17 protein-coding genes and 1 tRNA gene are annotated in these 25,356 nt (G+C 71.1%); 9 read left to right on the top strand and 9 right to left on the bottom strand.

The annotated features are described in order from the left end of the window. Positions 1 to 16: 16 nt before the first annotated feature. From Pla163_RS09465 to leuS, 5 genes are all read right to left on the bottom strand, one after another. A complete protein-coding gene (locus tag Pla163_RS09465) occupies positions 17 to 1,642 on the bottom strand; it encodes a hypothetical protein (RefSeq protein WP_145187046.1) in 1,626 nt (541 codons plus the stop codon). A 163-nt stretch (positions 1,643 to 1,805) separates the two neighbouring features. Continuing rightward, entirely contained in the window at positions 1,806 to 6,368 is a 4,563-nt protein-coding gene (locus tag Pla163_RS09460) for an ATP-binding protein (protein WP_419185746.1), read from the bottom strand. Between the two features lie 164 nt (positions 6,369 to 6,532). Then, positions 6,533 to 7,261 carry a 3-oxoacyl-ACP reductase FabG gene (gene fabG / locus Pla163_RS09455; RefSeq protein WP_145187040.1) on the bottom strand — a complete coding sequence of 243 codons (729 nt, stop codon included), beginning with the start codon at positions 7,259 to 7,261 and terminating at the stop codon, positions 6,533 to 6,535. A 129-nt stretch (positions 7,262 to 7,390) separates the two neighbouring features. Continuing rightward, positions 7,391 to 7,975: a superoxide dismutase gene (locus tag Pla163_RS09450; RefSeq protein WP_145187037.1), complete on the bottom strand. Its 585-nt coding sequence runs from the start codon at positions 7,973 to 7,975 to the stop codon at positions 7,391 to 7,393. A gap of 241 nt (positions 7,976 to 8,216) precedes the next feature. Further along, positions 8,217 to 10,808: a leucine--tRNA ligase gene (gene leuS / locus Pla163_RS09445; RefSeq protein WP_419185745.1), complete on the bottom strand. Its 2,592-nt coding sequence runs from the start codon at positions 10,806 to 10,808 to the stop codon at positions 8,217 to 8,219. A 357-nt stretch (positions 10,809 to 11,165) separates the two neighbouring features. Here leuS and Pla163_RS09440 point away from each other — a divergent pair. From Pla163_RS09440 to Pla163_RS09405, 8 genes are all read left to right on the top strand, one after another. After that, positions 11,166 to 11,241: transfer RNA gene (locus Pla163_RS09440), tRNA-Ala, on the top strand. 276 nt (positions 11,242 to 11,517) lie between these two features. Beyond that, positions 11,518 to 13,044, top strand: coding sequence for a lysine--tRNA ligase (lysS, locus tag Pla163_RS09435; RefSeq protein WP_145187034.1), 1,527 nt, complete (start codon positions 11,518 to 11,520; stop codon positions 13,042 to 13,044). A 29-nt stretch (positions 13,045 to 13,073) separates the two neighbouring features. Continuing rightward, positions 13,074 to 14,564 (top strand): ABC transporter permease, encoded by a 1,491-nt coding sequence (locus Pla163_RS09430; RefSeq protein WP_145187031.1) that lies wholly within the window; start codon positions 13,074 to 13,076, stop codon positions 14,562 to 14,564. 28 nt (positions 14,565 to 14,592) lie between these two features. Continuing rightward, on the top strand, positions 14,593 to 15,375 hold the full coding sequence (locus Pla163_RS09425; protein WP_145187028.1) for an ABC transporter ATP-binding protein: 783 nt from the start codon (positions 14,593 to 14,595) through the stop codon (positions 15,373 to 15,375). Further along, positions 15,372 to 16,382 carry a metal ABC transporter solute-binding protein, Zn/Mn family gene (locus tag Pla163_RS09420; RefSeq protein WP_419185744.1) on the top strand — a complete coding sequence of 337 codons (1,011 nt, stop codon included), beginning with the start codon at positions 15,372 to 15,374 and terminating at the stop codon, positions 16,380 to 16,382. The genes Pla163_RS09425 and Pla163_RS09420 overlap by 4 nt, the downstream gene beginning before the upstream one ends. A gap of 53 nt (positions 16,383 to 16,435) precedes the next feature. Further along, a complete protein-coding gene (locus tag Pla163_RS09415; protein ID WP_419185742.1) occupies positions 16,436 to 17,221 on the top strand; it encodes a metal ABC transporter ATP-binding protein in 786 nt (261 codons plus the stop codon). Continuing rightward, positions 17,218 to 18,312 carry a metal ABC transporter permease gene (locus Pla163_RS09410; protein ID WP_145187025.1) on the top strand — a complete coding sequence of 365 codons (1,095 nt, stop codon included), beginning with the start codon at positions 17,218 to 17,220 and terminating at the stop codon, positions 18,310 to 18,312. The genes Pla163_RS09415 and Pla163_RS09410 overlap by 4 nt, the downstream gene beginning before the upstream one ends. Next, a complete protein-coding gene (locus Pla163_RS09405) occupies positions 18,309 to 19,262 on the top strand; it encodes a metal ABC transporter permease (protein ID WP_145187022.1) in 954 nt (317 codons plus the stop codon). Before Pla163_RS09410 ends, Pla163_RS09405 begins: the two co-directional genes overlap by 4 nt. Positions 19,263 to 19,274: 12 nt before the next feature. Here the strand turns inward: Pla163_RS09405 and Pla163_RS09400 are convergent, their stop codons facing one another. From Pla163_RS09400 to xseB, 4 genes are all read right to left on the bottom strand, one after another. Then, positions 19,275 to 20,150, bottom strand: coding sequence for an NAD(+)/NADH kinase (locus Pla163_RS09400; protein WP_145187019.1), 876 nt, complete (start codon positions 20,148 to 20,150; stop codon positions 19,275 to 19,277). 38 nt (positions 20,151 to 20,188) lie between these two features. After that, positions 20,189 to 22,303 (bottom strand): 1-deoxy-D-xylulose-5-phosphate synthase, encoded by a 2,115-nt coding sequence (dxs, locus tag Pla163_RS09395; protein ID WP_419185741.1) that lies wholly within the window; start codon positions 22,301 to 22,303, stop codon positions 20,189 to 20,191. 66 nt (positions 22,304 to 22,369) lie between these two features. Beyond that, the gene (locus Pla163_RS09390) at positions 22,370 to 23,269 is read right to left on the bottom strand and encodes a polyprenyl synthetase family protein (RefSeq protein ID WP_145187012.1); all 900 of its coding nucleotides are present in this window, start codon (positions 23,267 to 23,269) and stop codon (positions 22,370 to 22,372) included. Continuing rightward, complete coding sequence (xseB, locus tag Pla163_RS09385) at positions 23,266 to 23,622, bottom strand: exodeoxyribonuclease VII small subunit (RefSeq protein ID WP_145187009.1); 357 nt, start codon at positions 23,620 to 23,622, stop codon at positions 23,266 to 23,268. The genes Pla163_RS09390 and xseB overlap by 4 nt, the downstream gene beginning before the upstream one ends. Positions 23,623 to 23,805: 183 nt before the next feature. Between xseB and Pla163_RS09380 the strand changes: the two genes are divergently transcribed. Then, positions 23,806 to 25,353 (top strand): Ppx/GppA phosphatase family protein, encoded by a 1,548-nt coding sequence (locus tag Pla163_RS09380; protein WP_145187006.1) that lies wholly within the window; start codon positions 23,806 to 23,808, stop codon positions 25,351 to 25,353. The last annotated feature ends 3 nt before the right edge of the window (positions 25,354 to 25,356 follow it).

Raw genomic sequence — 25,356 nt, 5'->3', positions numbered from 1 at the left:
CGCTCGCCCGTCGCGTTCAGTCCTTGTCCGCCGATCCGAACAGGCCGCTCGGATACAGCCGCGCCGTCTCACCTGCTCTGGCGGTGACGGCCAGCGCCTCCGCGAGCGTGGCGAGTGCTGGATCCTCGCCGTGGCGGAGCGCGTCGCGCAGTCGGTAGAGCACGGCGTCGGGATCCTCTTCCTCGAGCGCGAGGACTCGCAGTGCGGCTGGAGCTTGCGGTGTCGCGATGAAGAGGTCGTATCCCGCGGCGGCGTGTGCGACCGCGATGTAGCGACCGGGTGCGATGTGACCCACGATGCCTGTTCGCGCCTCGACATGTTCGGAGCGGCTCTTCTGGACATCCATCTGCAGGAGATCGAGTCCCTCGAAGCCCATGTGGGCTGTCTTCGGAACGAAGCCGTCGAGTAGCAGGCTCGCGCCGCGATCCAGGGTGAAGCGTGCGACGGACTCACCCGCGCCAACGCCGACATCGCACGAGACGCCCGCGTCCCCCGTCGGCTCGAACCACAAACGCGCTTCGTACTGCCCCTGCGGGACCATGATCGGTTCGAAGGACATGAGAGCCGCGTCCTTCCCCCTCGGCGCACGAGGACGCAGGTCGGCTCGTCGCATGCTCATGGGTTTGTTCGCCGAATCGGCCGGGTGGAGCGTCAGGCCCACCGACCACGCGCTGTCGTGATCGAGCCACAGATCGAGTCCAGTCACCTCGACGAGGAGCGTCCCTACTTCGACGGAGGTCGGAGTCACCGCGATGCGCTCGGGAACAGGCTCGCTCAACGGCCTGAGCGGTGCGGTGGTCGACTCCATCTCGGTGTCACTGAACTTGACGTAGATCCACGTGTCGCTGCGGTCCGGAGTGCGCGTGCCCACCATGGGGAACCAGATGGACGGCTCGTGGAAGTGCGGCGGAAGTCCAGCGAGCTCCAAGGCTCGCCGCTCCATGGCGTCGAAGTTCTCGTGGGCGAATCGGCGCGGATCGGACCACGTCACGGCCGTCATGGGCCTACAGCCATCGCACGGGCCGATGGCCCTGAACCCGGACCCGTCCAAGTCCGGCGTCGGCGACGTGGAACCATCGGTGCGAACCACGTCGACTCCCACGAAGGCCGTCGGATGCAGCACCACGTCCAACGCCCCGCGCGGCTCGAGCGGATGGACCAACAGGTTCGCCAGCGCCCGCCCCTCGATGCCAGCGAGCACGTACGGCGCCGCCTCGCGCAACGACGCCGGTGCGAACGCCCGGCCCTCGCCGTCGGACTCGACGGCAACCAGGAGGTCGCCGCTCTTCGACCAGAACTCGACCGCCGCGCCCGGGATCGGCGCCGGAGGATCGGCGTCGTCGAAGACCGTGACCAGGTGGGCGACGGGGCCGTCGAAGACCTCGGGCTGGTCCCCCGGGCCGTCGTTCTCAACAGCGCCGTTCACCTCACGCACGCCTTCGATCGACACTCGCCGTGCAGCGTCCGCAGCCAGGTCCACCGTTGCGGTCGCGTGGTCGTCCTCGGCGTCCTCGACGTCGGCTGCGACCCGCGCAGGCGCGTCCGCCTCGTCGCTCCACATCACGAGAGCCAGCAGAGCCGCGAGCGACAGCGTCACCCCGGCGACGACGATTCGACGACGGTCGTTCACGTCAGCGCTCATCACCGAACAGGCCGCTCTGCCACCGCCGAGCCTCGCCGTCCTCAGCAACCGACGACCTCGCGCACACGTCGACGTTCGCGGCGAGCGGGGCCAACATCAGCGGCAGTCGGAACGAGCGATCCTTCATGGCGACGGGACACGGGCGGGGCGTCCCGCGCCCAGCCTACCGAGGACGCTCGAGGCCCGGGGTGCCCGGACGCTGGGTCGGATCGGTCGGGGTGTCGGTGGCGCGCGGCGGAGGCTCCACCTGGGGATCGCGCCGGGGCGGTTCCGTGCCCGCAGCCGGTGTCGAACGGGGCGCGGGCGTCACCTCGAGCTGACCCGCCGCGGGCTTCGAACGATCGCCCACCACCTGGGACAGGACCTTCGACAGCTCGGCCAGGCGGAACGGCTTGTGGAGGAAGCCCGCCAGATCCAGATCGGCCAGCCGCGGCCCGTAGCGCTCGTAGCCGCCGCCGCTGCACAGGATCGCCTTGGTGTGGTCGCCCTTCGCGCGCAGGGCTTCGATCAGCTCGACGCCATCCATCTCCGGCATGCGCAGGTCGACCAGCACCGCGTCGTACAGACCTTCACCGGCGCCGTTGCGAGCGGCGAGTCGATCGAGCGCGATGCTGCCCGCGTCGACGCCTTCGACCGTGTAGCCGATGCTCGCCGCCAGTTCGCACAACGTGGTGCGAACGACCGCTTCGTCGTCGACGACCAAGAGGCGGCCGTGGCCCGAGACGACCTCGAGCGGCTCGTCCTCGACCTGGCAGCCGCCCTCGGCCGACGACACCGGCAGCAGGATCTCGAACGTCGTGCCTTCGCCGAGGCGACTGTGCACGTCGACGCGGCCGCGGTGGCTGCGCACGATGCCGTACACGAGCGCGAGGCCGAGACCGGTGCCCTTGCCCTGGGCCTTGGTCGTGTAGAAGGGATCGAAGATGCGGCCGATCTGATCCGCGTCCATGCCGCAGCCGGTGTCCGCCACGAACAGGCGCACGTACTGGCCCGGTTCGAGTTCGGGGAACAGGTGCGCCTCGTCGGGACGGACCTCGGTGACCGACGTGCCGAACGTCAGCGTGCCGTTCTCGGGCATCGCGTCGCTCGCGTTGACCGCCAGGTTCAGGATCACCTGCTGCAGCTGGGTCGGGTCGCCGAGCACGGCGGCACCGCTGGCGCGCAGGTCCTTGCGCACGTCGATGTGCTTGCCGATCGTGCGGTCGAGCAGGTCGCAGACCTCACCCACCAGGGCCTCGACGTCCACGTTCACGCTCTCGGACTCGCCGCGCCGCGCGAAGTCGAGCAGCTGGCGCGTCAACTTGGCACCGCGTTGGGCCGTCTGCGCGATCGTGTCGGCCGCGCGGCGCAGCTCCGGCTCGCCGAGAGCGCGAACGAGCAGCTCGGCCTGGCCACCGATGCCGGTGAGCAGGTTGTTGAAGTCGTGCGCGATGCCGCCGGCGAGCGTCCCGATGGCCTCGAGCTTCTGCACCTGGCGCAGTTGTTCCGAGAGGGTCGCGCGCTCCTCCTCGACCCGTTGACGCTCGGCGACGTTGGCGAAGACGTCCGTCAGAAGCCGCAGGAGCGCGACGATCGCCCGGTCCCAGTCGAGTTCCTTCGTCGCGGTGTCGAAGCCCAGGAAGCCGCGTACCTTGCCGCCGCTGGTGACCGGCACGCAGACGAGCGAGCGGATCCCGACGCGCTTGCCGACGCCCGTGGGCGAACTCTCGAGGCGATCCACGTCGCGAGCCAAGAGCTCGTTGCCGGCCTGGATCGTCGGCACGAGCCAGCCCAGACCCGTCGCGTCGGGCAGCTCGGTGCTGATGCGCGCGGGGATCGGCGTGCGCCCGGCGCGTTGCCAGGCGTGGCGCATGGCGAGCGACTCACCGACCAGGTCGAACAGGTAGCAGCGGTCCGCGCCGGAGCGCTCCCCCACCTGGTGGACGGCGGCTTCGAGGTGCTGTTCGAAGTCCTCGGGCTCGAGGTTGATGAAGCGCGTCGAGACCTCGGTGACGAGCTTCTCCATCTCGCCCCTGAAACGGTCGCGCCCTTCCTGGTCCTTGCGTTCGGTGATGTCGGTCGAGATCAACACCACTTCGTCGTCGCCGCTCTTCTCGACCGGGAGCGCGCCGATGCGGGTGTGGAACCACAGGCTGCGCGAGCGTTCGTCGTTGACGCGGTGCTCGAGCGAGCGCGACTCGTTCGTGCGCAGGACCGCTTCGATGTGGCGCTGGAGCTCGCCGCGGTGCTCCGGCGCGCACCGTTCGAGCACCGACTCGCGCTCGCGGTAGAAGCCGTTCGAGAACGTCACCGTGCCGTCGCGCGTGACGGTCGTCACGGCGTCGGGCATGTTGCCGACCAGCGTGCGCCAACGGCTGCGCGAGCGCTCGAGCGTGAGTTCGGAGTCGAGTCGTTCGAGCTCGGAGCCCGCGCGCGAGGCGAGCAGCGCCAGGAGGCCGTCGTCCACGAGCGACGCGTCGAGCGGCCGGTCGTGCGCCAGGGCCAGGACGCCGACGACTTCGCCGACGGCGTCGCGCACGGGCACTCCGACGTAGCCGGCCACGTCGCCGCCGTCGCTCGCGTCGAAGCACTGGTCGAAGGGGAAACCGACGCAGCGCTCCTCGGCCTCGCGTCGCCCGAGGCGCACGCCTTCGCCCGTGAGCACGGCGCGCTCCGGACGTCCTTCCGCGAGCACGATCTCGCCCTCGGAGAACTCTCCGGCGGACCAGCACGAGATCAGGTCGAGCCGTTCGGGATCGCCGTCGACCCGCTCGGCCAGGTAGGCCATGCGAACGCCGAGCGCGCGCGTCAGCGCCAGGGCCAACTCGCGGAAGAAGGCCTGCCCCGTGATCGGAGCGGTCACGTCGACCAGCGAACGCAGGGCTTCGCGGACGCGTTGGCTGTCCGACAGATCGACGGCGACGCCACCGACCTGGGTGACTTCGCCGTCGTCGTCGAACTTCGGCCACAGGGACAGTTCGACGTGGCGGCCGTCGAGGTCGAGCGGAACGCTGAAGCCGCGACCGTCGAACGCTTCCTGCAGGCGTTCGGTCAGGGCCGGTAGCTCGGCGCGCACGTCGATCTCGAGTTCGCGCCCCTCGTCGTCCACCAGGCCCAGTTCCGCCGACAGATCCGCGTCGGCGAGCGTCAACCGCCCGCGCGCGTCGATCGAGAACGGCACCACGGGCGCGGCGGTCAGCAGCGCTTCGATCGAGATCGAGTCGCGCACCGGCGGTCCGGGTTCGCTGTGGCCTTCTCCGATCTCCGACAGGAGCACCGCGATGACGGCCCCACCCCGTTCGTCGGGATGCAGCAGGAACAAGCGCGCCTGCAGGAGCCGCGTGAAGGCGCCGTCGGTCTCCAGTTCGAACCCGCAGCGCACGGCCTGACCTCGGCGCGCACGATCGATGGCGCTGCGCAGCGATCCGTGGTCGCTGCTCGCGATCCGGTCCCACCAACGGGTGGACGTCGACAGCGCGTCGCGACCGACGCCCCACCACGACAGCGCGCGGCTGCCGGCGAAGACGACGCGCCCCAGCTGGCGATCGAGCAACAGGAGCGTGTCGCCGCAGCGGTCCGCGCCGGCCACGGCAGCGCCGTAGTCCGCGCGACCCCAGCGGCGCCAGAGTCCGTCGCTGACTCCGACGAGCACGAACGCCGCCTGGCCCTCGTCCAACTCGCTGCCCGCGCGGCGGCACGTCCAGTGCAACCACTGCACTTCGCCGTCGTAGGCGCTGACGGGCCACTCGCCCGTCGTCGCGTCGTGATCGCCCTGGACCAACGAGTCGAGCTGTTCGCGGCACTGTTCGCGCGCGGACGGCGCGCACACCAGGTCGAACCAGTTCAGTTCACCCAGCGGCAGAGCTTCGGACGCGCCGGGGCCGGCGAGGAACTCGGCGGCCGCCGCGTTCCATTCGACCACGCGCCCCGTGCGATCGAGTCCGACCCACAGCACGCCGAGCGCCGACTCGCGCGGCACCGGGGACGTGATCGCGCGGCGCTCGGGTTCGGGTGACAGCTGCGCCAGCAGGACCTCGACGGCGAAGGGCTCCTCGACGTAGGCCGCGGCGCCGATCTCGCGCCACGAACGACGGCGTTCGGGGTCCACGTCGCATCCCAGGATGACGAGGCGCGACTCGCGCGCCAGATCGCGCAGCGCGTCGGAGGGGCGTCCGCGACCCGCGGTCGACGGATCGTCGCGCAGGACGACCGCCGCCGGACGGCCACCGGTGGCCTCGCTCGCACCGTCGCGCATCCAGCGCACCGCGAACCCGGCCTCCTCGATCGCGCTGGCCCAAGCGCGGTCGCCCGGGTACTCGCGCGCGCTCAGGATCCAGACCAGGGGTGCCGCGCGCACGACCAGCCGCGCGAGGTCGCGTCCGAGGGCGGCGGGGTTCTCCCATTCGAGCGCGATCGGCTCGTAGCCAGCGCTGCGGGCGGCCGCGGCCGTGGCTCCTGCGATCGACGCGTCGCCGTCGCCGTAGGCCAGGGCAGCGATCGCGCCGTTGCCGCCGGCGCACAGGGTCTCGGCCTGGGACCAGCCGGCGCGTTCGGCCGAGTCGGCGGCGACCAGCACCACGTCGGCGGGCGTGTCCGAGACGTAGAAGGCCTGCTCGAACCGTGCGCACGACTGCACCTCGACCCCCGCCGCGAGCAGCGCCCGTTCGATGCGCTGCAGTCGCTCGATGCGCTCGTCGACGAGCAACACGGAACGGATGGTGCGCGAGCGCTGATGGGCGTAGGTCATTGGGTCTCGGGGCGGCGCGCGGACAGCTTACGGCGAAGCAGCGGGTGGCCGGAACAGGCGCGCCGAGGTTCGCACCAGCGGGAGCCGTGCGCACCCAGGTGGGAAGCCGGAACGCGACGCGCCGCTGCCGCGGCCGGCGGAGGATTCCGATCGCCGAGCGTCCGTCAGGACATGCCGCCGTCGATGGCGATCGCCTGGCCGGTGATGTACTCGGCCTCGGGCGCGAAGAGGTGCCCGACGAGGGCCGCGACCTCGTCGACGCGGCCCATGCGACGCATCGGGACCCGGTCCTTCACGACCTGGGCGTCGATGCCCTCGGTCATGTCGGTCTCGACGAAGCCGGGCGCCACGGCGTTGACCGCGATCCTGCGCTTGGCGAGCTCCTTGGCCAGCGACTTGACCGCGCCGACGAGGCCCGCCTTGCTGGCCGCGTAGTTGGTCTGTCCGGCGTTGCCCGCGATGCCGGTCACGCTCGACAGGGCCACGATGCGCCCGCCGTCGCGCAGCCCCACCATGGGCATCACGAGCGGCTGCACCACGTTGAAGAACCCGTCCAGGTTCGTGCGCAGGACCCGGTCCCAGGCGTCGTCGTCGAGCGAGGCGAACGGGCCGTCGGCGGTGATCCCCGCGCTGGTGACCACGCCCCAGAAGGCGCCCTTCTCGAGCTCGGCCGCCAGGGCGCTGCGCGTCGCCGCGCGATCGCACACGTCGAAGCCGACGGTGGTCGCGCGTCCGCCGTCCGCCACGATGCTGGCGGCGAGGTCCTGGGCCGCGCCCGCGTTCGAGCGGTAGTGCACCGCCACCTCGAAGCCCGCCGTGGCCAGGCGCTGGGCGACGGCGCGCCCGATGCCGCGGCTGGCGCCGGTGACGAGAACTCTGCGTGCGTCGCTCATCGCGCCATCGTCCGCAGGGGCCTCGACCGAATCAAGCGGCGCGGGCGAAAGCGAGCGCGCCCGCCCGTTCCCCGCGCTGGGGATCGGGCGGGCGCGCCGCGTGGGTCAGCCGCTCGAGAGCGGCACCGCTCAGGCTTCGTAGTTCCGGTTCGCGAACTCCCAGTTGGTCATGGTCCAGAAGCCCTCGATGAACTTCGGTCGGGCGTTGCGGTGGTCCACGTAGTAGGCGTGCTCCCACACGTCGAGCGTGAGGATCGGCGTGTCGCCCGACTTGATCGGGCAGCCGGCGTTCGCCTCCTGGGTGATCGCGAGCGAGCCGTCGCCCTTGCGGACGAGCCAGGCCCAGCCACTGCCGAAGACGCCGGCCGCTTTGGCCGAGAAGTCGTCCTTGAAGGACTGGAGCGTGCCCCACTGCTTGTCGATGGCGTCCGCGAGACGACCCTGGGGGCCGCGCTGGTCGTCGGGGCTGAGGCAGTTCCAGAAGAAGCTGTGGTTGTAGTGCTGGGCGGCCTGGTTGAAGAGCCCGCCGTCGGCCGCCACGATGATGTCCTCGAGGCTGGCGTTCTCGTGGGTGGTGCCCACGATCAGCTCGTTCAGCTTCGTGACGTAGGCGTTGTGGTGCTTGCCGTGGTGGTACTCGAAGGTCTCCGGGCTCATGCCCTTGGAGGCGAGGGCGTCGGCGGCGAAGGGCAGGTCGGGCAGCTTGAAAGCCATGGCAGGTCGGAGTGGGTCGAGGGTTGTTTGCGAAGTGGCCGTCGGGCGCGAAGCGCGGCTGCGACGGTCCGGATGGACGCTGCCGGCCCCGCGGCTCCTCGGGCGGAGCGCGGCGACCAGCGTTCGGACGATCCCCTGGTGTATGCCCCGAGCGCGTTCCGGGCAAGGCCCGACCCGCGGGACATCGAGCGGGCTCTGGACTCACCCGGGGCAGGATCCCCTGGGCGCCGGGGCGCGGGACCTACTTCGCCACGAAGTTGACCAGTCGCCCCGGCACCACGACCGTCTTCACGATCGTGACGCCTTCGAGGTGGCTGCCGGTGTGCGCCTTCGCGAGCTCGCCCAGCGCGTCCTTGTCGATGTCCTTCGGCACCTTGACGCGCCCGCGGACCTTGCCGTTGACCTGGACCACGATCTCGATCTCGTCCTCGACGAGCCACTTCGGATCGCAGGTGGGCCAGGCCGCGCGGGCCAGAGTCTCGGTGTGGCCGAGACGCGACCACAGCTCTTCCGCCAGGTGCGGCGCGAAGGGCGAGAGCGCCAGCACGAAGCGCTCGGCCTGGTCGCGGCGCAGGTGTTCCGCCGCCTTGGTCGCGTCGTTGACGAACGTCATCAGCGCCGCGATCGCGGTGTTGAAGTTGAAGCCGCCGAAGGCGTCGTTCACGCGCACGATGGTGCGCGCCAGGGAGCGCTCGAGATCGGCGGCGGGGCCCTCCGGCTCGCTGCCCATCGCAGCCGCCAGGTGCGGGCGCACGGGCGCGTCGGTGCCCTCGTCGACGAACAGGCGCCAGACACGCTCGACGAAGCGCCGGCAGCCCGGCACGTCGCGCGGGTTCCAGGGCTTGCTGTCGGACAGCGGCCCCATGAACATCTCGTACAGACGGAACGTGTCGACGCCGTACTCGGCGCACACGTCGTCGGGGTTGACGACGTTGCGGAGCGACTTCGACATCTTCGCGACGACCTGTTCGAGCGGCGCGTGGCCGTCCTTCGTCACGGCGCGGTCGCCCTGGAACTCGACCTCGTCGGTGGGCACCAGTCGACCGCTCGCGTCCTTGTAGGCGAACGCCGTCAGCATGCCCTGGTTGAAGAGACGCGCGAACGGCTCTTTCGTCGCCACGAGTCCCTCGTCGAACAGCACCTTGTGCCAGAAGCGCGCGTACAGAAGGTGCAGCACGGCGTGCTCGGTGCCGCCGACGTAGAGGTCCACGTCGCCCCAGTACGCGGCCGCTTCCTTCGAGAAGGGCGCGGCGTCGTTCGCGGGGTCCATGAAGCGCAGGTAGTACCAGCACGAACCGGCCCACCCCGGCATCGTGTCCGTGTCGCGGCGCACGGGCTCGCCGCTGATCGGGTCGGTGGTCCGCACCCAGTCGGTGGCGCGTGCGAGCGGCGCCGCACCGTCGTCCGCGGGCGCGAAGTCGGTCATCGGCGGCAGTTCGACCGGCAGGTGCTCGTCGGGCACGCGCGTCGTGCTCCCGTCGCCGTGGTGCAGCACGGGGAACGGCTCGCCCCAGTAGCGTTGACGGCTGAACAGCCAGTCGCGCAGGCGGTAGGTGACCTTGGCCTCGCCGGCGCCGCTCTCGACCAGCAGTTCGATCGCGCGCGCCTTCGCGGCCTCCGTCGCGAGCCCGTTCCAGCCCGGACTGTTCACGGCCACACCCTTCTCCGTCCGGCAGGCCTCGAGGGGCCCGTCGTCGTTCGCGTCGTCCCCCACGACGCGCACGATCGGCAGGTCGAACTGCTGCGCGAACTCCCAGTCGCGCTCGTCGTGACCGGGCACGCACATGATCGCGCCGGTGCCGTAGGTCGCCAGCACGTAGTCCGCGACCCAGATCGGCACGCGCGCTGTGGGATCGGCCGGGTCCATCAACGGATTGAGCGCGAAGGCCCCGGTGAACACGCCGGTCTTGCCCTTCGCCAGGTCCGTGCGGTCGAGATCGCTCTTGGCGGCCGCGGTGCGCACGTAGGCGTCGACCGCTGCGCGCTGATCCGCGGTGACGATCGTCGCGACGAGCGGGTGTTCGGGCGCGAGGACGCAGAACGTCGCGCCGTACAGCGTGTCGGGCCGCGTCGTGAACACGCGCACCGCTCCGCCCTCGTGCCCGGCCACCGCGAAGTCGATCTCGGCGCCCTCGGAGCGGCCGATCCACTCGCGCTGCATCGTCTTGACCGACTCCGGCCAGTCCAGGTCGTCCAGGTCGTCGATCAAGCGATCGGCGTAGGCCGTGATCTTCAGCATCCACTGCTTGAGCGGACGGCGCTCGCAGGGGTGGTCGCCGCGCTCGGAGCGCCCGTTGATGACCTCCTCGTTCGCCAGCACCGTCTTCAGCGCCTCGCACCACCAGACCGCGACCTCGGACTGGTAGGCCAGCCCGCGATCGAACAGGCGCGCGAAGATCCACTGGGTCCAGCGGTAGTAGCTGACGTCACTGGTGGCGAACTCGCGGCTCCAGTCGTAGGACAGACCGATCAGCTCGAGCTGGCGCCGGAAGGTCGCGACGTTCTTGGCCGTGGTCTCGGCCGGGTGCTGGCCGGTGGCGATCGCGTACTGCTCGGCCGGCAGACCGAACGCGTCGTAGCCCATCGGGTGCAGGACGTTGAAGCCCTCCATCCGCTTGCGACGGGCGACCACGTCGGTGCCGATGTAGCCCATCGGGTGTCCCACGTGCAGACCGGCGCCCGAGGGGTACGGGAACATGTCGAGCACGTAGTACTTCGGCTGCTCGGGGTCGAAGTCGGCGTCGCCCGGGTTGGGCGCGCGGAAGGTGCTGTTCTTTGCCCAGTGGGCCTGCCAGCGGCGCTCGATGGCCTGGGGGTCGTAGGCGTTGGTCACGGCGATCGATGAAGGACGGGGGCGCGGGGGGACGGGCGCGATGAAAGGACGGGGGCGCGGGCAACGGGCGCGCTGGACGTCGCGGGCCCGCCGGACCGTTGCAGTGGACGGGCGCGCGAAGCGAGCGGGGCCCATCGGCACGGCTCCGGCGCGAGGATCCGCGCCGCGCTTCGAGCCGAGCACGATAGTGGACCGTCCGGCGGCGGGCGCACCCGAAGCGGGATGAGTCACCCGAAAATGGTGCGGCCCTCTTGACCCTCCCGCGACCCGTCGCCACTCTCTCCCGTCCACATGGGTGCGAGAGGGCTGCCGACCCTCTCCGGCTCGCCACGCGAGCAGCGCCGATGCGGGTCCCGTGGGGGATTAGCTCAGTTGGTAGAGCGCTACAATGGCATTGTAGAGGTCAGGGGTTCGACTCCCCTATCCTCCACCACTCCCACCGCCGCGGCCGCGCCTCGATGACGAGCGCGGCCGTCGTCGTATCCGGGGTGCCTCTTCGTCGCGGCGGGCGGTGACGCCGAGCGCGTCTTCGCAAGGCCGGCACGAGCGCCCGGACACGGAGCGCGCGCGGGCCGGCACGGTCGAGTCCGCCACTCGCGCACTCGACCGCCGGATGCGCTTCGGACCCTCGGGCCCGGGCGCTAGGGTGCGCGTCCTCGGCCCCGTCCCCACGATCCGGAACTCCGAATCGCCCGCGCCGACCACCGCCATGACCGACCTCGCCCACACCGACCGCCTGGCCAAGATCGAGCAGATGCGCGAGCGGGGGCTCGATCCCTACCCCGCGCGCGGCGTCGACGCCGAACCGATCGCGGACCTGCTCGCCGCCGCCGGGACCGCCGAAGAACCCGGTCCGCGCGTCGGCGAGCGCGTCACCGTCGCCGGTCGCCTGCTCTCGCTGCGCGACTTCGGGAAGCTCGTCTTCGCGCCGGTCCTGGACCGCAGCGGCCGCATCCAGATCGGCATGCAGAAGGCGCGCCTCGCCGACTGGTGGCCCGACCGCAAGCTGCTCGACGGCGGAGACCTGGTCGGCATCAGCGGCGAACTGGCCTTCACCCAGAAGGGCGAGCCGACCATCTGGGCCGACGAGGTGCACCTGCTCGCCAAGAGCGTCGCGCCCCCGCCCGAGAAGTGGCACGGCCTCTCCGACAAGGAAATCCGCTACCGCCGGCGCTACGTGGACCTGTGGACCAGCGAGGGCGTGGCCGAGGTCTTCACCAAGCGCAGCCGGACCCTGTCGTGGATCCGCCGCTTCCTCGAGGACCAGGGCTACCTCGAGGTCGAGACACCGACGCTGCACCCCATCGCCGGTGGCGCCGCGGCGCGGCCGTTCGTGACGCACCACAACGCGCTCGGCACCGAGTTGTTCCTGCGCATCGCCCCCGAGCTCTACCTGAAGCGCTGCATCGTCGGCGGCATGGAGCGCGTGTTCGAGGTCAGTCGGAACTTCCGCAACGAGGGGCTCAGCGTGCGCCACAACCCCGAGTTCACGATGCTCGAGCTGTACGAGGCCCAGGCCGATTACCGCCGCATGATCGAGATCTTCGAGCAGATCGTGTCGGGCCTCGCGCAGGCGGTCTGCGGTACCACGTCGCTCGAGTTCCGCGGCACGACCTACGACCTGTCGGCGCCGTTCGAGCGCCGCTCGTACATGGACCTGTTCCGCGAGCACGCGGGCTGCGACTTCCACGACCGCGACGCGGTGCTGGCGAAGGCGGCCGAGCTGAAGATCGATCCGGCCCTGCGCGCGGCGGCCGCGAACACGGAAGCGATCTACTACAAGCTCGCGAACGAGGTCTACGAGGCCACGGTCGAAGAACACCTCGACGGCCCGATCTTCGTCACCGACTACCCGATCCAGATCAGTCCGCTGGCCAAGGCGTCACCGGAGGATCCGCGCGTGGCCGAACGCCTCGAGCTGTTCATCGGCGGCATGGAGATCGGCAACGGCTTCAGCGAGCTGAACGACCCGGCCGAGCAGCACCGCCGCTTCGCCGAGCAGGTGGCGAGCAAGGATCCCGAGGCCCCGGGCGAGGTCGACGTCGACTACGTGCAGGCGCTCGAGTACGGAATGCCCCCCACCGCGGGCCTCGGGGTGGGAATCGACCGGTTGGTCATGATCCTGTGCAACCAGGACTCGATCCGGGACGTTCTCCTGTTCCCGGCCATGCGTCCGCAGCGCCCGAACGAGGGCGACGACGCCGAGGCGACCGAGACGAGCGCGACGCCCGTCTGACCGACCCGCTCCCAGACCACCACCCGTCCGTGTATCGAGTCTTCCTCTCCTGGCGCTACCTCTTGACGCGCCGCACGAACTGGATCGGGGTCGGTGGGATCTTCGTGGCCGTCGGCGCGCTGATCCTGATCCTCTCGATCATGTCGGGCTTCCTCGAGTCGAGTCGCGCCATGCTGCGTGGCGACCTCTCGGACCTCGCGATCGCCCCCTCCCAGGAAGGCCGCGGCACGGACGGGTCCAGCGCCAGCAGCACGCGTACGCCCGCGCCGCTCCTCGAGCGACTCTTCGCGGACGAGCGGGTCGAGGCCGCGTCACCGCGTCTGGTCTGGTACGCCCAGGCCGCCGGTGACGGGCGTCGTACCGAGCGACTGATGGCGGGGTCGGCGGGCGATCTCTCCGCCATCCAACTGATCGGAGTGGAACTGCGCACGCCGGCACTCCTCGCCGAAGCGGCCGCGGCCCCGCTCCTGGCTGCGCTGGGTCTCCCGCTGGTCCCCACCGCGGGTCGTTCCGCCGACGGTCGCGCGCGCGACGAGTTCTCGACCACCGAGTTCTTCCACTCGCTGCGGCGCGAGCCCCTGCGCGGCATGCGCGTGCAGAACCCCCTGTTGCCGTTCGAGCGCCCGAGGTCCTACCGCACCGACGGGCGACCCGCCGCCGCGATCGTCATGGGCGAGAGCCTCATGAGCGGACTGAGCCTGGTCCCCGGCGATGAGGTCGAGGTCGTCACGATCCTGCCGTCGCCCGACGGTTCGGTCACCAGCGCGAATCGCCGCTTCGTCGTGGCGGGTTCGTTCCGCACCGGTGCCCACGCCCTCGATCTGGAGCGGATCTACATGGACCGCGCCGAACTCGAGGACCTTCTGAGCGGACACCGCGAATACAGCGAGATCCTGGTGCGGACCAAGGACTACGACGAGTACGGCGCGGCGCTGAAGGTCGACCTCGAGCGCGACTTCCTGGCAGCTGGGTTGATCGCCGGCGGCTACGGCCGCAACGGCGAGATCGTGGCCTTTCCCGGGCAGGTCAAGACCTGGGAGGACTCCCGCCAGAACCTCATCGGTGCGATCAAGAACGAGCGCGTGCTGATGGCGATCATGCTCAGTCTGATCCTGGTCGTCTCCGGCTTCACGATCTTCTCGATCCTCACGATGATGGTCACCGAGAAGCGCCGCGACATCGGCATCCTGGCGGCGGTCGGCGCGACGCCACGCGGGATCATGTCGACGTTCCTCTTGATCGGCTTCTGGAACGCCTTCCTCGGGACGCTGCTCGGCGCGGCGGGCGGCATCCTGGGCGCCACCTACATCAACGACATCGAGATCTGGCTCAGCGACCTGCTCGGTGTGACGATCTTCAACCGCGAGATCTACTACTTCGACGAGATCCCGTCCGACGTCGAGCCCATGACGGTGCTGTGGATCGCCGCCGGCGCGTTCACGTCGACGCTGCTCTTCTCCGCCATTCCGGCCTGGCGTGCCGCGCGCGTCGATCCCCTGGTCGCGCTGCGCAACCAGTGACCACCGCACGAACCAACGGCCTGCCGACATGACCGACACGACCACCACTTCCGTGGGCAGCGGACGCCACGGCGGCGCAGAAGGCACACCGATCCTGCGCGCGCGCGGGATCACGAAGTCGTTCCCCATCGGCGACCGCCGCCTCGACGTCCTGCACGGCGTCGACATCGACGTCGGTCGTTCGGAGAGCGTGGCCCTGATCGGCACGTCGGGCGCGGGCAAGAGCACGTTGCTACACGTGCTCGGTCTCTTGGACAGCCCGACGACCGGAACCGTCGAACTGGACGGCGTCGACGCCTGGGCGCTCTCGAAGGAGAAGCGCGCCAGCCTGCGCAACCTCAAGATCGGCTTCGTGTTCCAGTTCTACCACCTGCTGCCGGAGCTCGACGCGGTCGAGAACGTGCTGCTGCCGTCGATGATCCGCTACGGCCGCGGTGCGTACCGCCGTCGCAAGCGCGAGCTCGACACACGCGCGCGCGACCTCTTGATCGGCTTCGGACTGGAAGAACGGCTCGACCACCGGCCGGAGCAGCTGTCCGGTGGCGAGCGGCAACGCGTGGCGCTGGCGCGCGCGCTGTTCCACGACCCGCCGCTGTTGATCGCCGACGAACCGACGGGCAACCTCGACCAGGCGACGGGCAGTCAGGTGCTCGAGCTCCTGTTCAGCGAACAGAAGAGCCGCGGCCTCTCGCTCCTGATGGTCACGCACGACGCGCGTCTGGCGGACCGCTGCGACCGCACCGTCTACATGCGCGACGGAGTGGTGCTCGATCCGTCCGAGGTGAAGGATCCCCTGCCGGTCGTCCCTTGAGCGAGCAGGCGGCACCGCTGCGTCGCGAGCGTCGCACGTTCGCGCTGGGCCTGCTCGCGGGGGTGTTCGGTCTGCTCCTCGTCCCGACGTGCACGAGCTGCGGCGGCGCGGACGAATCGCAGGCCGAGACCCGTCCCCTCGTCCTCTCCACGATCGGTCAGATCCACGACATCGCCAGCACGCTGGCCGGTGACGACCTGCGGACCGAGGTCCTGCTCGGTGCGGGACTCGATCCCCACACCCACCGACCGACTCGTGCGGACGCCGCGCGTCTCACCGCGGCCGACCTGGTGCTCGAGAACGGGTTGCACCTCGAGGCGCTCCTGCACGCCACGCTCGACGCGCGTCGAGCGAGCGCGCGTCCGGTGGTGGCCGTCGGCGAGTCGATCCCCGCCGAACAGCGCCTCGCGGTCGGGGGGGCGGGCGCGCTCGCCGACGACCCCCACCTGTGGATGGACCCCGTGCTGTGGGCCGAGGTGGCGCGGGCCGTGGCGCGCGAGCTCTCCGACCTCGCACCGGCGGCGGCGCCGGACATCGCCCGGCGCCTCGAGGGCGTGCTCGCGGAGCTCGCCGAGCTCGACGCGTACGCGCGGCGCTCGATCGATTCGATCCCCGCGGAACGGCGGCTGCTCGTGACCGCGCACGACGCGTTCGGGTACTTCGGGCGCCGCTACGGGATCGAGGTCGCGAGCGTCCAGGGCATCTCGACCGAGTCCGAGGCCAGCGTGCGCCACGTCCAGGAACTGGTGAACCTGCTCGTCGAACGCGAAGTACCGGCCATCTTCGTCGAGTCCAGCGTGTCCGTCCGCGGTCCGCGCGCCCTGGTCGAAGGCGCCGCGGCCCGCGGACACCAGGTGGTGGTGGCCGGCGAGCTGTACTCCGACTCCATGGGGCCGCCCGGGACCTATCGCGGCACCTACGTCGGGATGCTCGACCACAACATCACCCTCATCACCCGCGCCCTCGGGGGCGACGCGCCCGCCGCCGGACTGCGCGACCGGCTGTAGGGGCAAAGGGCACGGAAGGCGGCCCCGCCACGGGTAGCATCGCGCCTGAACCCGTGATCCGCTTCACCCGAGACTTCGACCCGGACGCACGCTTCGGTCCCCCGCCCCATCCGCCGCTGGTCGTGCGCGGCCTCAGCGCCGGCTACGGTCGCGGTCTGGTGCTCGAGGACGCGGACCTCGAGATCGGCGCCGGAACGTTGGTCGCGGTGGTGGGCCCGAACGGCGCGGGCAAGAGCACGCTGCTGAAGGCCTGTCTCGAGCTCGTGCCCGACGCATCCGGGCTGGTCGCGTTCTTCGGTCGCCCGCTGGACGAAGTGCGCGAGCAGGTGGCCTACGTCCCGCAGCGCGAAACGGTCGACTGGGACTTCCCGATCACCGCGCTCGAGGTGGTGACGATGGGCCGTTTCCCGCGCATCGGCTGGTTCAGGCGGGTGACGCGCGCGCAACGCGAACTCGCACGCGCGGCACTTCATCGCGTCGGACTCGCGGACCTCGCGCGGCGCCAGATCGGCGCGCTGTCCGGCGGCCAACAACAGCGCGTGTTCCTGGCGCGCGCGCTGGCGAGCGACGCGCGGTTGTACCTGCTCGACGAACCGACCAGCGGCGTCGACGCGGTCTCGCACGCCGAGATCGAGCGGGTCCTGCGCGAGCTCGCCGACGAGGGCCACGCGGTGGTCTGCGTCCACCACGACCTCGACACGGTCAGGCGCACGTTCGACCAGGCCGTCGTGGTGAACGGCACCGTGCTGGCCCAAGGGCCGGTCGACGAGGTGCTCGACTCGGAGGCTCTGCGCCGGGCCTACATGCGCGAACCGATCGGCGCCGAGGCCCACGAGTGATCGCATCGACCGCGCTCGCGACGCTGGACGGGGCGAGCGCCTTCGTCGACGCCGTGCTCTTCGGTGCGGGACAGAAGGCGCGCCTCGTCAGCCTCGTGGCGGCGCTGCTCGGTGCGACGGCGGGCATGGTGGGCACCTTCGTGGTCCTGCGCGGCCGTTCGTTGGCCAGCGACGCCCTGTCCCACGCCACGCTCCCCGGCGTGGTGCTCGCGTTCCTGGCCGCTGGCGCGCTGGGGCTGGACGCGCGGCATCCGTTGACGGTGATGCTCGGAGCAGCGGGATCGGCACTCGCCGCGCTCATCGTGCTCGCGTTCCTGCGCCGCGGCGGGACGTTGCCCGACGACACGGCCACCGGCGCCGTGCTGTCGGGCGCGTTCGGGCTGGGCGTCGTGCTGTTGACCGTCGTGCAAGGCCTCGGGATCCCGGACGCGAACGGCCTCGACCACGTGCTGTTCGGGCAGGTGGCGACGACCCTGCGCACGGACCTCTACTGGATCGGCGGCGTCGGACTGGTCGCGTTCGTCGCCGTCGTCGCGTTCCGGCGACCGCTCTCGACCGTCGCGTTCGACGAGGCCTTCGCCGAACGTGCGGGACTCTCGGTGGCGCGCGTCGACGCTCTGTTGTTCGTCCTCTTGTTCGCGGTCACGGTCGCCGGACTCCCGATCGTCGGTGCGGTGCTCGTCGTGGCGCTGGTCGTGCTGCCGTCGGCCGCTGCACGGTTCTTCACCGACTCCATCGGCGTGCTGATCGCCCTTTCCGGGGTGTTCGGAGCCGCGTCGGCGCACCTGGGCGCGAGCCTGTCCTACGCGCTGCCCGACGCTCCCGCCGGCGCCGTGATCGTCCTGGTCGCGGGCCTGTTCTTCGTCGCCAGCATGCTCCTCGCACCGGGACGCGGCGTGTTCGCGCGCCATCGGACGCGTTCGGCGGAGCTGGACGCGGCCCGCTCGCGTGCGCTCGTTCGTGAAGTGGAGCGGGAGGCCGCTCGCTCGGGCAGCGATCCGCGGGCGGCCGCCGCGGTCCTCGGTCTCGGCGCGGGCGAACGACGCCTCCTCGAGCGCGCCTTCGACGCGACCTCGGAGGATCTCCGGTGAGCGACTTCGTGACGCTCGACCTCGTGCCGCTCGGGACCGCGCTCGGCTCGGGTTGCCTGTGCGCGCTGCTCGGGAACGTGCTCGTGTGGCGGCGCGCCACGCTCCTGTCGGACGCGCTCAGTCACTCGGTCCTGCCCGGTCTGGTGCTCGGTTTCGTGGTGGCCGGGGCGCTCGTCCCGATCGCGCTCGTGCTCGGCGGGGTGGTCGCCGGGCTCTCGACCGCGGTCACGGTCGCGTGGCTCGAGCGCGCGGGTCGCCTCGAGACTTCGGCGGCTCTGGCGGCGACGCTCTCGACCTTCTTCGCGCTCGGCGTCGTCCTGATCGAGACGCTCGGCCTCGGCAACGTCAACCTCTCGGCCGAAGCCGTCCTGACCGGAACGCTGCCGCTGCTGGTGTGGTTGCCGCCCGAAGGTGGATCCCTGTCCGCCCACTTCGCCAGCCTGCCGACGGCGACGCGCACGGTCCTCGGCGTGGCCGCGGTCGTCGTTCCGACGCTGTGGATGACGCGCAAGGAGCTGATCGCCGCCAGTTTCGACCGCGCCTTCGCCCAGGTGGCGGGGCTGCGGCCGGGACTGCTGGACCTGGCCCTCTACGCGGCGGTCGCAGCGGCGGCGGTCGCGTCCTTCGAGGCGTTGGGCTCGGTCCTCGTCGTCGCGCTCTTCACCTGTCCGCCCGCGACGGCGCGCCGACTCACACGCGACGTGCGCTCACAGGTCTTCGCCAGCCTGGCGATCGCGGTGCTCGTCGTGGTCTCTGGCTACTTCGCCGCTTCGTTCGGACCGGCGCTGTTCGGCCTCGACTTCTCGCTCTCACCGGCCGGCACGATCGCGGTGCTCGCCGCCGTCCTCCTGATCGCGGTGGACGCTCTCGTTCGCGGACGCGAGCGGCGCGCGAGTGGAGCCGAGCACGGCGGCGACGACGTGGACACGGCCGCCCCCATCGGCACCTGAGCCCGACGCGGTTCAGGCGTCCGCGCCCTGCTCGTGCACGCCACCGGTCCAACCCAGTCGCTCGCGCAGTCGCCGGTAGGGATCCAGATCCGGCATCGTCAGCAACGGATAGGGCTCGGGGTGGCGCTCGACCTGGACCGCGTCGCCCGCGCTCAGCCGCCCCACGCGCCGTCCGTCGACCACGACCTCGGCCCGGGCGCCCGCATTGAGCACGCGCACGCTGCACTTGGAGTCGGGGTGCAACACCAGCGGACGGTTCGACAGGGCCTGCGAGCAGATCGGCGTCGCGACCACCCCCAGCAGCGTCGGCGCGAGGATCGGGCCGCCGGCCGACAGCGAATAGGCGGTCGAACCGGACGGGGTCGCGAGGATCAAACCGTCGGAGCGATAGTCCGTCACCCACGTGCCTCCGACCTCGAGCGCGATCTGCAGCATCGCGTCCTCGGAGGCGCGACTGATCACCACTTCGTTCAGGGCGACGCTCGGACGCTCGAGACCCGGGACACGGATCGAGAGGCGCATCCGGGGCTCGACGATGCCGTGCCCGGCCAGGATCCCGTCGAGTACCTCGCGCCACCGCGTGACGGGCGTCGACGCCAGGAAACCGACCCGGCCGAAGTTGATGCCGACCGTCGGGACCGGCGCCGAAGCGTGGGCGCGGACGGCCGAGAGCATCGCACCGTCGCCGCCCAGCACGACCATCAGGTCGGGGCGCGGGAGGTCGTTGGTCGAACTCTCGCGCTTGGCCACGAACTCGAGGACGTCGCACTCCACGTCGACCGTGTCGCAGCGACTCTCGAGGAACGGCACCAGGTCGTCCAGCAGCTCGACGGCCGCCGACTTGCCCGAGTGCGCCAGGACCTGGACCCGACGGATCGGAGACGTCACACCCGAAGCCGTGGTCGAGCGGTCCGCAGGTGCCCCACTCACGAACGCTTGACCGCGCGCAGGGCGGTGGAAACGATCCGTTCGAGGCCGGCGGCGTCGAGACCGCAGTGCGCGAGCTGTTCCTCGCGCTGGGTGCGGTGCTCCTGGTAGGCGTCCGGGACGCCGAGCGTCCGCACGTGGCAGGCCCGTTCTCCGATCCGGCTCTGGGCCTCCAGAACGGCGGAACCGAAGCCGCCCGCGCGCTGGTGCTCCTCGAGCGTGATCAAGGTGCGGTGCTGGCGCAGGTGCTTCGAGAGCAGCTCCTCGTCGAGCGGCTTGGCGTAGCGCGCGTCGACGACCGTGATGTGGATGTCGCGCTCGCGCAGTCGCTCTGCCGCGAGGATCGCCTCGCTGACCAACGCGCCGTAGGCCCAGACCGCCACGTCCTGGCCGTCGAGCAGCACCTCGGCGCGACCGGGAACCATCGGCGCCCGCTCGCTCTCGGTGATGCGCTCGTGTCCGGGGCACGAACCGCGCGGATAGCGCAGACCCACCGGACCGTCGAGCTCGAGCGCCGAGGCCAGCATGCGGCGCATGTCGGTGGCGTCGCGCGGTGCGCACAGCGTGAAGCCGGGGAAGATGCGCTGGAAAGCGATGTCGAACACGCCGTTGTGCGTGGGCCCGTCCTGACCGACGAGGCCGGCGCGGTCCATCGCGAACACGACGGGCAACTCCTGCAGCGCCACTTCCTGGAAGACCTGGTCGTAGCCGCGCTGGAGGAACGTCGAGTAGACGGCGACGATCGGTCGCAGTCCGCCCTTCGCCATGCCGGCCGCCATCGCGATGCCGTGCTGTTCGGTGATCCCGACGTCGTGGAAGCGCGTGGGAAACTCCTTCGAGAATCCGCCCAGACCCGTGCCGCTCGGCATCCCGGCCGTGATGGCGTGCACGCGCAGATCACCGCGCGCGCACTCGAGCACCGCGTCGCCGAAGGCCTGGGTGTAGGAGATGCCGGAATCGAGCGTGGTGCCGCAGCGCTGGGCCGCCGTGGCCAGCACCTTCTCGGACTCACGGGTGTAGCGCGCCTGGGCCTCGGCCGGCTTGACGATCGAGTTGGGCGGTTTCGCCGCGTGGACACGCTCGGGGTGCTCGGACGCGTCCGGGTGGCCCTTGCCCTTCTGCGTCAACGTGTGCAGCAGGATGCAGCCGTCCAACTGGCGGATCTTCTCGAGCTGGTCGACGAGCAGCAACACGTCGTGCCCGTCGAGCGGCCCGACGTAGCGCACGCCCAGTTCCTCGAACACGTGCCCCGAGATGATCGCGTGGCGCAGCACCTCGCGCACCTGGTCGAGCGTGCGATCGACCTTGTCGCCGATGACCGGGATCGACGCGATCAGGTTGCCGATCTCCTGGCGCGCGCGCATGAGTGTGCGGTTCGTGCGGATGCGCGACAGGTAGCGCGCGAGTGCCCCGACCGACTGGGCGATGGACCACTCGTTGTCGTTCAGCACGACGAGCATCCGTTCGCCGCGCGCGCCCGCGTGGTTGAGCGCTTCGAACGCGACGCCCGCGCCGAGGCTCGCGTCGCCGATCACCGCCACGGCCTGGGGCCGCAGGTTCGGATCCTCGTCCGGGTGGCGCGACGCCGACGCGATCGCGAGACCGACGCCGAGCGAGATGCTCGTCCCCGCGTGACCGAGGTGGAACAGGTCGAAGGGCGACTCGTGCGGGTTCGTGAAGCCGCACAGGCCGCCGGTCTGACGCAGGCTCCCGAAGCGGTCCTTGCGACCCGTCAGGATCTTGTGCGGATAGCTCTGGTGGCTGGTGTCGAGGACGATGTGGTCGCGCCCGAAGTCGTACACCCAGTGCAGCGCGACCGTCAGTTCGACGACGCCGAGGTTGCTCCCCAGGTGACCACCCGTGGCCTGCACCGTGTCGAGCAGGAAGGAACGCAGCTCGTCGCACAGAGCCGGGAGTTCCGAGCGGTCCAGGCTCTTCAGCGCTTCCGGGCTGCCGACGCGGTCGAGCAGGGTGCGTTGGACGAGGCCGGTCGGGTCGACCGCTGCGGCCAGTTCGGCCGCGCGCTGCGCCTCGTCGGCGGAGCGGTCCGCCATGGAACCGCCCACGGAGGGGTCGAAGGCAGTGGGTTCGTCCTCGGGTGTCGAGCTGTCCATTGGGGGGGCGGGTGCGGGTGAAGAAGGCCCGGAGCGATCATAGCCCCTGCGCCCCTCCATCCACCCTCAACTGCTGCGGCGGACGACCCGTTCCAGGATCGCGGCGGCGGGGCCCGGATCCGTCAGGGCCAGATCGGCCAGGGCGGAGCGCGCGGCCTCGATCCGCTCGTCGGCGCAGCGCCGGGCCCCGTCGAGCCCGAGCCGCCCGACGAGGGTGTCGCGCTCGTGCGCCGCGTCCTTGCCGGGCGTCTTGCCCAGGGACGCGGAGTCACCGGTCACGTCCAGGACGTCGTCGACGGCCTGGAAGGCGAGACCGAGCTCGACGCCGAAGCGGCGGGCGGTCGGCCTCTGGTCGCTCGCACCCGCGACCAGCGCACCGAGTTCCGCGCAGGCTCCGAACAGGGCCGCCGTCTTGCGGGCGTGGACGTCGACGATGCCCTCGACGCCCGGCAGGCGCAGCGCGGGGTCGAGATCGAGCTCCTGGCCTCCGACCATGCCCGCGGCGCCGATCGCGCGCGCCAGGATCGCGACGGCTGCCCCACCGTCGCGCTCGAGGTCGCCGAGCACTTCGAAGGCGAGGGCCTGCAGCGCGTCGCCGACCAGGATGGCGGTCGCATCGCCCCACAGCACGTGGACCGTCGGACGACCGCGGCGCAGCGCGTCGTCGTCCATCGCCGGCAGGTCGTCGTGCACCAGGCTGTAGGTGTGCGCCAACTCGACCGCGGCCGCCGGCCGTTCCGCCGCGGCCCGCTCGGCGCCACAGCCTTCGCACAGCGCCGCGACGAGCGCCGGACGCAGTCGCTTGCCGCCGGCGAAGACCGCGTGGCGCATGGCGGTGTGCAGGCGCTCGGGTCGCGTCACCGCAGGCGGCGTGAAGCGCTCGAGCTGGGCGTCGGCCCAGGCTGTGATCGAACCCAGCCAGCCGGCCGCGTCGCGACCGGTGACCGCGGCGTCGTTCGCGCTCATCGGCCGCTTCGGGGCGACTCCCCGCCCGTGGAGCCGCCGCCCGTGGAGCCGCCGTCCGCCGCGAAGTCCGGATCCTCGTCGAAGGCCGCGAGGCTGCGTTCGGCGTCCCGGGTGAGCTCCTCGACCCGCCGGCGGTGCGAAGCGAGAAGCTGGTGGCAGCCCTTCAGCAGGTCGATGCCGTTCGTGTAGCGCGCGATCGAGTCCTCGAGACTCAGGTCGCCGTTCTCGAGCTCGGCCACGATGGTCTCCAGTGCGTCGAGGCGTTCGTCGAATCCGACTTCGTCGTCGCCGCTTCGGTCGTTCGCTTCCCCGGGACCCGCGGGAGTCTTCTTCGCTGCACGTTTCGCTGCCATGCGAACCAGTCTAGTCCCGAGCCCCGTCGAACGCAGTCCACTGGTGTAGCCTCGTCGCGGTCCGCGGGCGGGCGTCCCACTCCCCGCGCGCGGCCCACGCCCGAGCGCTGCCGCACCACGCGCGCGGCGAGCTTCCAGCCCCCCCCCGCCGTCCCCGTTCGCTCGAGCCCCCCCCCAGACGCGATGCCGCCCCCCTCGACCACTCCCGCGGACGACTCTCTGATCGGGGCGCTCGACCTCGGTTCGAACTCGTTCCACCTGATCCTCGGGCGCCTCGTCGACGAGCAGATCGTCATCATCGACCGCCTGCGGGAGCCGGTTCGCATGGGCGCCGGCCTCGGGCGCGATCGGACGCTCGACGAAGCGACCCAGGTGCGCGCGCTCGAATGCCTGGCGCGGATGGGCGAGCGGCTGCGCGGCGTCGCACCGGATCGGCTGCGCATCGTCGGAACCAACACGCTGCGGCGCGCGAGGAACGCCCGTCGCTTCGTGGCCCGCGCCGAAGAGGTCCTCGGGCACGAGATCGAGATCCTGCCGGGGCTCGAGGAGGCGCGCCTGATCTACCTCGGCGTCGCGCACTCGATCACCGGCGACCCCGACCCGCGCCTCGTGATCGACATCGGCGGCGGCAGCACCGAGGTGATCCTGGGGCGCTCGTTCGACATCGTGTTCGCGAACAGCCTGGCCATGGGCTGTGTGGCGTTCGCGTCGAAGTACTTCCCGAACGGCGAGATCACGGAGGCGGCGTTCGAGCGCGCGGTGCTGAAGGCCCGGCGCGAGACGGTGCCGGTGGCGGAGAGCTACGTCGAGCACGGCTTCAACCGCGTCGTCGGGTCGTCCGGCACCGCGCGCGCGATCGAGAGGATCCTGCGCGAGAACGGCTGGACCAAGGGGGGCATCGATCGCGCCGGACTCGCGCGCTTGCGCCGCGAAGTCCTGCGGGCCGGTCGCGTGAACGCGCTCGATCTGCCCGGGCTCTCGGACGATCGCAAGCCGGTCCTCGCGAGCGGTCTGGCGGTCCTCCTGGGTCTGGTCGAGGAACTGGGCATCGAACGGATCGAGACCACCAGCGGCGCGATGCGCGAAGGACTCCTCTACGACCTCATCGGACGCCTGCGGCACGACGACCTGCGCGAACACACCATCGCGCGCCTCGAACAGCGCTACGCGGTCGACCTGGCGCAGTCGCGCCGCGTCGAGCGTTGTGCGCGCAAGCTCGTCGGTGCTGGCGCGGGTGCGGCGCTCGGACTCGACTCGGAGTCCCTACGCTTCCTCTCCTGGGGCGCGCGCCTGCACGAGGTCGGCCAAGCGCTGCGCTACGGCGGCTACCATCGTCACGGCGCCTACCTGATCGCCGAGTCGCACCTCCCGGGGTTCAGCGAGGACGACCAGAACCTGCTGTCGCTGCTCGTGCTCCTGCACCGCCGCCGACTGGATCTGGTGCTGGTCGAGGAACGTGCGCCGGCGCGCGTCGAGGAGGCGCTCGCACTGGCCCTCGTGTTGCGCCTCGCGGTCGTGCTGTGTCGGGCCCGCGGCGCCACGCCGGTTCCCGCGGCCGGACTCACCACCGACGCCGGTGACCCGCACCGACTGGTGCTCACGCTCGAGAACGGCCTCCTCGAGCGCGCGCCGCTGCTGCGAGCCGACCTCGAGTCCGAGATCGAAGCCTTCGGACGCGTCGGCTTCGACCTCGCGGTCCAGGACGCGACGCGCCCCACCGATGCAAAGTGAGTC

The organism is Rohdeia mirabilis (assembly GCA_007750655.1).
Taxonomy (GTDB): domain Bacteria; phylum Planctomycetota; class UBA1135; order UBA1135.
Note: the sequence above shows the minus strand (reverse complement) of the source record. Positions and strands in the feature narration are given on the sequence as shown.

Bases quoted from the DNA above. Each gene is read 5' to 3' on its own strand.
- Pla163_RS09390 (WP_145187012.1), bottom strand. From the start codon at position 23,269: ATGAGCGCGAACGACGCCGCGGTCACCGGTCGCGACGCGGCCGGCTGG.
- Pla163_RS09380 (WP_145187006.1), top strand. From the start codon at position 23,806: ATGCCGCCCCCCTCGACCACTCCCGCGGACGACTCTCTGATCGGGGCG.
- lysS (WP_145187034.1), top strand. From the start codon at position 11,518: ATGACCGACCTCGCCCACACCGACCGCCTGGCCAAGATCGAGCAGATG.
- Pla163_RS09465 (WP_145187046.1), bottom strand. From the start codon at position 1,642: ATGAGCGCTGACGTGAACGACCGTCGTCGAATCGTCGTCGCCGGGGTG.
- xseB (WP_145187009.1), bottom strand. From the start codon at position 23,622: ATGGCAGCGAAACGTGCAGCGAAGAAGACTCCCGCGGGTCCCGGGGAA.
- Pla163_RS09450 (WP_145187037.1), bottom strand. From the start codon at position 7,975: ATGGCTTTCAAGCTGCCCGACCTGCCCTTCGCCGCCGACGCCCTCGCC.
- Pla163_RS09460 (WP_419185746.1), bottom strand. From the start codon at position 6,368: ATGACCTACGCCCATCAGCGCTCGCGCACCATCCGTTCCGTGTTGCTC.
- Pla163_RS09425 (WP_145187028.1), top strand. From the start codon at position 14,593: ATGACCGACACGACCACCACTTCCGTGGGCAGCGGACGCCACGGCGGC.
- dxs (WP_419185741.1), bottom strand. From the start codon at position 22,303: ATGGACAGCTCGACACCCGAGGACGAACCCACTGCCTTCGACCCCTCC.
- fabG (WP_145187040.1), bottom strand. From the start codon at position 7,261: ATGAGCGACGCACGCAGAGTTCTCGTCACCGGCGCCAGCCGCGGCATC.